Source organism: uncultured Stenotrophomonas sp. (assembly GCF_945952405.1).
Classification (GTDB): domain Bacteria; phylum Pseudomonadota; class Gammaproteobacteria; order Xanthomonadales; family Xanthomonadaceae; genus Stenotrophomonas.
Genome location: NZ_CAMFIA010000008.1, coordinates 181,007 through 189,279, shown reverse-complemented (window position 1 = coordinate 189,279; position 8,273 = coordinate 181,007). Strand labels below are relative to the sequence as shown.

The 8,273-nt window shown below is 65.3% G+C and carries 8 protein-coding genes; 4 read left to right on the top strand and 4 right to left on the bottom strand.

The features are described from left to right. Nucleotides 1–100 precede the first annotated feature (100 nt). Nucleotides 101–2,221 carry a methyl-accepting chemotaxis protein gene (locus Q0P60_RS10910; RefSeq protein WP_294992664.1) on the bottom strand — a complete coding sequence of 707 codons (2,121 nt, stop codon included), beginning with the start codon at nt 2,219–2,221 and terminating at the stop codon, nt 101–103. 184 nt (nt 2,222–2,405) lie between these two features. Here Q0P60_RS10910 and Q0P60_RS10905 point away from each other — a divergent pair, with 184 nt between their 5' ends. Both Q0P60_RS10905 and Q0P60_RS10900 read left to right on the top strand, forming a co-directional pair. Then, nucleotides 2,406–2,861 carry an Rrf2 family transcriptional regulator gene (locus tag Q0P60_RS10905; RefSeq protein ID WP_294992661.1) on the top strand — a complete coding sequence of 152 codons (456 nt, stop codon included), beginning with the start codon at nt 2,406–2,408 and terminating at the stop codon, nt 2,859–2,861. Then, a complete protein-coding gene (locus Q0P60_RS10900) occupies nt 2,851–3,756 on the top strand; it encodes an NAD(P)/FAD-dependent oxidoreductase (protein ID WP_294992658.1) in 906 nt (301 codons plus the stop codon). The genes Q0P60_RS10905 and Q0P60_RS10900 overlap by 11 nt, the downstream gene beginning before the upstream one ends. Before the next feature lie 257 nt (nt 3,757–4,013). On the opposite strand, the gene Q0P60_RS10895 is transcribed toward Q0P60_RS10900, so the two are convergent. Both Q0P60_RS10895 and Q0P60_RS10890 read right to left on the bottom strand, forming a co-directional pair. Beyond that, nucleotides 4,014–5,066 (bottom strand): nucleotidyl transferase AbiEii/AbiGii toxin family protein, encoded by a 1,053-nt coding sequence (locus Q0P60_RS10895; RefSeq protein ID WP_294992654.1) that lies wholly within the window; start codon nt 5,064–5,066, stop codon nt 4,014–4,016. Continuing rightward, the gene (locus tag Q0P60_RS10890; RefSeq protein WP_294992651.1) at nt 5,059–5,667 is read right to left on the bottom strand and encodes a DUF6088 family protein; all 609 of its coding nucleotides are present in this window, start codon (nt 5,665–5,667) and stop codon (nt 5,059–5,061) included. The genes Q0P60_RS10895 and Q0P60_RS10890 overlap by 8 nt, the downstream gene beginning before the upstream one ends. A gap of 278 nt (nt 5,668–5,945) precedes the next feature. On the opposite strand from Q0P60_RS10890, the gene Q0P60_RS10885 reads away from it, so the two are divergent. Then, a complete protein-coding gene (locus Q0P60_RS10885; protein WP_294992649.1) occupies nt 5,946–6,158 on the top strand; it encodes a hypothetical protein in 213 nt (70 codons plus the stop codon). A gap of 82 nt (nt 6,159–6,240) precedes the next feature. Here Q0P60_RS10885 and Q0P60_RS10880 read toward each other — a convergent pair whose 3' ends face one another. Beyond that, nucleotides 6,241–7,197, bottom strand: a complete 957-nt coding sequence (locus tag Q0P60_RS10880; protein ID WP_294992647.1) for an aldo/keto reductase — start codon at nt 7,195–7,197, stop codon at nt 6,241–6,243. Between the two features lie 169 nt (nt 7,198–7,366). On the opposite strand from Q0P60_RS10880, the gene Q0P60_RS10875 reads away from it, so the two are divergent. Next, on the top strand, nt 7,367–8,224 hold the full coding sequence (locus Q0P60_RS10875; protein WP_294992645.1) for a methyltransferase: 858 nt from the start codon (nt 7,367–7,369) through the stop codon (nt 8,222–8,224). Nucleotides 8,225–8,273 lie beyond the last annotated feature (49 nt).

Sequence of the window (8,273 nt, the reverse complement as noted above, 5' to 3'; positions counted from 1 at the left end):
GCGGCCGGCACTACCGCTTTTCGTTTGGGTTGCCGGCCAGCGGCCGGCACTACCGTTCCTCGCACAGGTAGTGCCGGCCGCTGGCCGGCAACCGGATCAATCAGGCTGCCTGTGCCAGCGCGCCTTTCGCCGCCGCCGTGGTCGACAGGTCGAATACATCCACGGCATCGATCAGGCGGTTCGCCTGCTGTTCCAGGCTGCGCGCGGCGGCGCTGGCTTCTTCCACCAGCGCAGCGTTCTGCTGGGTGGTGCCATCCATCTGGATCACGGTCTGGCTGACCTGCTCGATACCCGCGCTCTGCTCCTGCGAGGCGGCGGAAATCTCGGCCATGATGTCGGTCACGCGCTGCACCGATGCCACGATCTCGGCCATGGTGTCGCCGGCCTCGCGCACGCGTTGCGCACCATGGCCAACCTGTTCCACCGAAGCTTCGATCAGGGTCTTGATCTCCTTCGCCGCTGCCGCCGAACGCTGTGCCAGCGTCCGCACTTCGCTGGCGACCACCGCAAAGCCACGGCCCTGCTCACCGGCGCGCGCGGCCTCCACCGCCGCGTTCAGTGCCAGGATGTTGGTCTGGAAGGCGATGCCATCGATCACGCTGATGATGTCGGCGATCTGCCGCGACGAGGTTTCGATCGCGCCCATCGTCGCCACCACCTGGCCGACCACGTTGCCGCCCTGCGAGGCGACGCTGTACGCGCCGATCGCCAGCTGGTTGGCCTGGCGTGCGTGCTCGGCGTTCTGGCGCACTGTCGAGGTCAGTTCCTCCATCGATGCGGCGGTTTCTTCCAGGTTGGCCGCCTGCTGCTCGGTACGGCGCGACAGATCGTTGTTGCCGGCGGCGATCTCCGCCGCGGCGGTGTGGATGTTGCCGGAGGCGTGCTTGATGTCGGTGACGATGGTCGCCAGCTGTGCGGCGGTGGTGTTGGCGTCACCGGCGATGCGTGCGAACACGCCCTGGAAGTCGCCGTGCATGCGCGCGCCCAGGCGACCATCGGCGATTGCACGCAGCATGCCGGAGACCTCGCCGAGGTTGAGTTCGGTGGCCTGCATCAGCCGGTTCAGGCCATCGACCATGGCGCGGAAGTCATGCTCGAAGCGCGCGCTGTCGCCGCGCTGGCTGAAGTCACCGGCCGCGGCGGCGCCGGCCAGGCGGCGGATCTCGCCATTGATCGCGCCGAGGTTGTGCTTGACCGCGTCCAGCGCTTCGGTGATCACCGCCTTCTCGCCGGGCAGGCGTTCCATGTCCTGGCTGAGATCGCCGATGGCATAACGGCCCATGATCGAGATCGCGCGCATCTTCACCTGGATGTGCGCATCGACCAGGGTGTTGCTGTCGGCCACCATGGTGCCGAACGCGCCGGGGAAGGCGCTGGCATCCATGCGGTGGCTGATGGTGCCGGCATCATGCGCCTGCGCCATCGCGGCCTGTGCATCCAGCACGCCGCGCAGGGTCGACTGCACCGCTTGCATGGCCTGCGCGAGACGGCCGATCTCGTCGCGGCTGCGTACCTGCACCACATGCTGCAGGTCGCCGGCAGCGACCGCGCGCGCGGCCGCTTCCACCGCCAGCACCGGCTGCACCACGGCGCGCCGCAGCCACCAGGCCAGGCCGGCCAGCAGCAGTACCGCAGCCAGCACGGTCAGCGCCGCGCACAGCAGCAGGGTCTGCCGGGCCTGGTGCGAACGCGCCGCCAGTGCCGCTTCGGCCACCTGTGTAGCCTGCGCGCCCAGCGCATCCAGTGCGGTCGCCACCGGGCGATCCTTGCCGCGCACCAGGGTGTCGCCAGCGGCCGGGTCATACCCGGCTTCGGCGAATGCCTGCAGCGCTGCGTGGTAATCCTGCTGCAGCTGCGCGTGCAGGCCGCTGAATGCCTGCGCCAGTTCACGCGTGCGAGGGTCCGGGCTGGTGGCCAGGCCCTTGGCCAGCTGCTCGACCAGGCGGCCTTCGCCGTCGAACGCGTCCAGGTGGTGCTGGCGCAGGGCGTCATCGTGCCCGCGCAGCAGCACGTTCTTCCATTCCTGTACCTGGCCGCGGAATTCGCGCTGCAGGCGTTCGGCATCGCGGCTGTGCGCGACTTCGGGCGGAACCTCGGTGGACAGCTTCAACCAGGCGGACGCCAAGCCTGCCAGGGCGCACAACAGGACCACGGCCAGACCAACGGAAACCGCGCCCAGCAGCTTGGACTGCAGGCGAGGTGCACGGACAGACGCATTCATGGGAAGGGGCTCTCGGGAAGGGGCGATGCGGTATCGACCGGATGCCCTCGCCTCTGAAGTGCGACGTTGATCACATTCGCGTTTCGTTTAGCGATGTGAAGGAAACATTTCATAGGACAAATGTGTCCATATGGAACGAATGCGGACCCTCGACAGGGGATTTAAATGTAACTATTGTTGTTACATGAAATCCGCGAACCCGCTTTCCGACGCCCTGCATGTAATGGCGCATCTGGTCGGCCATGCCGAACCGCGCACCTCCGAACAGCTGGCGTCCTGCCTGCCGACCCATCCGGTGGTGATCCGCCGCCTGTTGGCGCAGTTGCACAAGGCTGGCCTGGTGCGCAGCACGCGTGGCCACGGCGGCGGCAGCCACCTGGCCCGTGATGCCGCGGCGATCACCCTGCATGACGTCTACCTGGCGGTCGGCGCGCCGCCGCTGGTGCAGGCCGGCATCCGCGATTCCGGAGGCGGTTGCCCGATCCAGCAGCTGGTCAACAGCGCCCTGCTCGAAGGGGTACGCGAAGCGCAGCGCCTGCTCGAGCAGCGGCTGCAGGCGACCACGCTGGACCAGCTCGGTGCCGACTTCGCCCGCCACCTCGCCCATCACCGTTCCCTGGAAGGTCACCATGAATCCTGATGTGCTCATCGTCGGCGGCAGCCATGCCGGCATCGCCGCCGGCCTGATCCTGGCGCGCGCCCGGCGTCCGCTCACGATCATCGACGCCGGCAAGCCGCGCAACCGTTTCGCCAGCCATTCGCATGGCGTGCTGGGGCTGGATGGCATCAGCGGCGCCGAGCTGCTGAAGACCGCGCGCCAGCAGCTGCTGGACTACCCCAACGTGCGCTGGCTGACTGCCGAAGCGGTGCAGGCCCGCACCACCGCCGATGGCGTTGAAGTGGCTACTGCCGACGGCCAGGTGCTGGCGGCGCGCAAGCTGCTGCTGGCCAGTGGCATCGTCGACCAGTTGCCGGCGCTGCCTGGGTTGGCCGAGCGCTGGGGCAGCACCGTGCTGCACTGCCCTTACTGCCACGGCTATGAGGTCGGTGGTGGCGCAATCGGCCTGCTCGGCGGCCACCCGCTGTCCGCCGCCAAGGCGCCGCTGTTCGCCGATTGGGGCAATGTCACCTTCTTCAGCCAGGGCCTGCCGATCAGCGACGAGGAACGGGCCGCCATGCAGCAGCGTGGCGTGCAGATCGAGACCTCACCGGTGCTGGGCGTGCACGGCGAGCAGCCGACCTGGCTGGAACTGGAACTGGCCGACGGCCGCCGCGTCGCGCAGCGCGCGTTGTTCGTGCCGGCCACCCAGGCGATGGCCACGCCGCTGGTGCAGCAGCTGGGCTGCGCATTGGCGGAGAGCCCGCTGGGCGTGCTGATCGACGTCGATGCGATGAAGCAGACCTCGGTGCCGAACGTGTACGCGGCAGGTGATGCGACCACCGTGGGCAACATCACCCTGGCCACCGCCGAGGGCGTGCGTGCGGGGATCGGCGTGCACCACGCGCTGGTGGCCGAGGACAGCGTGCCACGCTGATCGGCCGTGTTCTGGCAGAGGCCGGGCCTGGGGTCAGCGAAAGGGATCTGACCCGTGACGCCGCAGGCCACGCGCGATGCCTGCGCAGGCTGACCTTCCCGAGCTGGTGCGGCATCGAACACGATTGAGGCAGGCGGCGTCGGCGAACTGCCAATGGCTGGAACGCCGGCCGCCTGTGCCCCACAGCTCGCTGCAAAAGCCGCTACGACAAAACCTGGACTCTAAAGAGTCCCACTACGCAGGGCGCAGCGTCGAAATCACGTTGCCTCTATTGCCGGCTGCGAAGGAAAGATTGCGGTGTTGATCTCTTTCTCCAAGGCCCGGAGGCGGCTTTCCACGCTGGCCCAGTCAACCGGGTCGCCGTAGAACATGCTCGCGTTTGTCATTGTGACGTAGTCAGCTTGAAGTTCCGACAATGCGCTTTGATCCGGAATGATTCGAAATTCACCTTTCAAACACAGGTCGTATCTGCTGAATGCGTACTTGAAGAATCGTGTCTTTGTGGCGACAACCTGTTCGAGAATCGTGCGCGAAGCCAGTGCTTCCCTTCCGATGTTGTGGTCCGCCAATCGGAAAAGATCATACCAGTGGCGGGACTGTCGCTCGGACGAGCGCTTTTTCTGCACGGGCCGGTGTGCCTCGTCATGTGCGAGCGTGGCTTTTTCCCAGAAGGTGCGAATCGGCGAGAGCACGGTGACCCTCGCTTCGGGAAAGCGGATGCCGGGGAAAAGTGTGGCCACTTCGGGCGCGATTATCCTTTCCTCTTCCGGTTCAATGTCGTTGCGCCCGCCGAACTCGATCAGAACACTGGGGCGGATATAACCATTGCCGTAGTCGGCAGCACTAGGGTAATGGACAACGAGTGCATCCTTCTTGATTTCCTTGCCTTCGTCGTCTCGCGCGAACTCAACTGAAACATCGGCATGGCGCTTCAATTGTTCTTCCAGTGCAGGGCGAAGCGTGTCTTCCAGGTACTTCTCCAGCGCTGCCTGGATCTGCTCGGACAAGTTCCTGATCGCATTGTTGCTCAACGCGCCAAGGTCTACGGGGGGAGTCACCAGCTTGCGCCAGTCAAGCGTCACGTCCACGTCTTCCGAAAACCTGCTTATCGCGGTGTAGACCTTGGAAAGGGAAGTTCCACCCTTGAATACCATCGGCAAGGCATTAGGCATCGAGAACAGTTCCTGAAGTACCAGGCACAGCCAGATGTCCTTCTCCAGAACCGCGGCGTTGGGGCCATGACCTTGATTCAGAGCCGACTCCAACAAGGCGCCTTGCGTCTCCTTGTCGAGCCCGAAATAACTATCCATGTTTGTTCTCCGTTGATTCATAAGCGGCCATGGCTTCTGCCATCCACGACGGCATCACCGACTTCGCCTGGCTCAGACGCTGGAACTCCAGCGGGGCAAGCTTCTTCTTCAGTACCTTGAACGTACTGGGGGTCACTTCGCGTTTTCCCAGGTACCACAGCGCCAGCAGGGCCTGTCCAGCGGGACCTGTACCGAGCGCCATCTTGCGCGGGGATACGTGCTTCAGCTCAAGCGTGCGCTTGCCATACTGCAGGCGGCGGGTGGGGCCGGTGGTCGCGAATGCTTCGCGAACCACCATCTGGGTTGAGAAGCCGAAACGCTGAGCGGCCTGAGCGCCGAGCACGCCGATCGTTTCGCCCTCTTGGGCGAGCAGCTTGGCTACCGACTCCGCAGACGGCGTCGCCTTCAAACCGTGGCCCAAGGGCTTGGGAACGATGTAAACGCCGCGCGTAAGGCGCTCAATGGTGCCGGCCCTTACTTCGCGCATAAGCGTCATGTCGATCGCCGCGCGCGAGCCCATGCCCGCGAACAGGGCAGGCGTGAACGCCTCGCCGGGAGGCTGGGCGGCGATTCGCTCTCGAATGGCGTGGGTGGCTTTCATGGGAGGATTCCCTCCAAGATTTGTTAGAAATGTTTACATGTATTTCTAACAAACGCAAATGGAAGCCAAGGCTGAAAGCCTTGATCCGTCTCGCGATCGGTCCTCTGAGGCAACCCAGAGGTGCCACGTTCATCTTTGTGATTTCGAACGCTGGGTTTGGTGGTGATCGACCTCTGACCGCAGAAGGAAATCGTGACCCGTGTCCCTGAACGGCGGCGTCCGCTGGTCCGCCAGCGAATGACCGGCAAACCGATTCGCGGTGGTACCCAGATCCACGCATGGTGTGGATCCACGGATCACATGCCGCCGCTGGCTGCGATGATCTGGATTTCGTGCTGGACGCGCTGCTGTTGTTGCTGTTGCTCGGCCTGCATGCGCTGGATGTTCTGGCGGCTGACCACGTCCATCACTCTCCACCCTGGAATGAAACCGGCGGCTGCGCATGCGCTACCGGCGTGCCCGAGTATGCGGATTCGTGCCCATCAACGTAATGCCCGATCGCGACACTGCGTCCGGTAGTGGAGCCGGGGTCAGATCCCTTTCCAGCGGAAACGGATCTGACCCCTTCGGCACTCAGCCTTCGGCGCTGGCGGCATCCAGCTGCGCGATGTCCTGCACGCTCAGCGACAGGTTGGCCGCGGCCAGCAGGTCGTGCAGCTGTTCAACGTTGCTGGCGCTGACGATCGGTGCGGTGATCGACGGCCGGGCGATCTGCCATGCCAGTGCGATCTGTGCGGCACTGGCAGTGTGCTTGCTGGCCACGTCATCCAGGGCCTGCAGGATGCGCAGGCCGCGCGGATTCAGATAGCGCTTGACCACGGTCTCGCCACGCGCAGCGCTCTTGGACGCATCGGCGGGGGTGCGGTACTTGCCGCTGAGGAAGCCACTGGCCAGGGCGTAGTAACCGATCACGCCGATCTGTTCGCGTTGTACCAGCGGTTCCAGTGCGGTCTCGTAGCCGGCGCGGTCGTACAGGTTGTACTCCGGCTGCAGGGTTTCATAGCGCGGCAGCTTGTAGTCGGTGGACACCTTCAGCGCATCGGCCAGGCGCGTGGCGCTGTAGTTGGATGCACCGATGGCGCGTACCTTGCCGGCTTCGATCAGGCGGCCGAAGGCGGCCAGGGTCGCTTCCAGCGGCGTCGACTCGTCGTCTTCGTGGGCCTGGTACAGATCGATCACATCGGTCTGCAGGCGGCGCAGCGAATCCTCGACCGCGGCGTTGATGTTGTCCGGGGTCAGGCCCGGGCGCTCGGCCCACTTGGCCACCTTGGTCGCCAGCACCACCTTGTCGCGCTTGCCGCTGCGGGCGAACCACTTGCCGATCAGCGTCTCCGATTCGCCGCCCTGGTTGCCGGGCACCCACGCCGAGTAGACATCGGCGGTATCGACCAGGTTGAAGCCGGCATCGACGAAGGCATCCAGCAGGGCGAAGCTGGCCTTCTCATCGGCGCTCCAGCCGAACACGTTGCCACCGAAGGCGAGCGGACGTACATGCAGGCCGGAACGGCCCAGTTCGCGGGTTGCCGTCATGGGCACGGACTCCTTGGGGGAAGTGCTCCAGAATAGAACGCGCGGTGTTACCGCGCTGCGGCGGTGACCACAAAACAGTGTTCCGCATTGCGCGTGCAGCTAACGCTTTGTGAACACCTTGGGCGCCGCGGCTGCTAGTCTCGCCGCATCTTCCGCTGGAGTCGCCCCGATGATGCCTGCCTCGTCCCTGCGTGGTTGCCGCCTGCTGCTTGCCTCGGCCCTGCTTGCCGCTGTTCCCGCATTCGCCGCCCCGGCCGTGGTGGCGCCGGCGAAGATCCAGGTGTCACCGGCCATCGATGCCGCGGTGAAGGCCTCGACCCGCGATCCGGCCAATACCAAGCGCGACGCCTACCGCCATCCGGCGCAGTCGCTGGCGTTCTTCAAGGTGTCCCCGGAAAAGACCGTCATCGAGATCACCCCCGGCAACGGCTGGTACTCGGAAATCCTGGCGCCGCTGCTGCACGACAAGGGCCACTACATCGCCGCTGTGGTCGATCCAATGGCGGTGCCCGAAGGCCGCGGCCGTGACTACCAGCAGCGCAGCCGCGACAGCCTGGAGAAGAAGTACGCCGGTGCGCCGGCACAGTTCGGCAAGACCGCGGTGGTGGCCTACGACCCGGCCAAGCCGGTGTTCGGCCCGGCCAACTCGGCCGACGTGGTGCTGACCTTCCGCAACGTGCACAACTGGCGCAAGGCCGGTCAGGCGCAGGGCATGTTCCAGGGCTTCTTCAACGTACTCAAGCCGGGCGGCGTGCTGGGTGTGGTCGAGCATCGCGCCAAGGCCGACGTGGCCGACGACGATGACACCGGCTATGTCGGCCAGCAGCAGGTGATCGCGATGGCTGAAGCAGCCGGTTTCAAGCTGGATGCGCGCAGCGAGGTCAACGCCAACCCGCGCGATACCAAGGACCACCCGAACGGCGTTTGGACGCTTCCGCCGACCAACCAGCACGACAAGGCGGATGACGCGAAGTACCAGGCGATCGGCGAAAGCGACCGCATGACCCTGCGTTTCATCAAGCCGTAAGGCGGCGTGGGGCATGGCGGGCGCGCGTGGCCTGCAACGCGGCATGGGA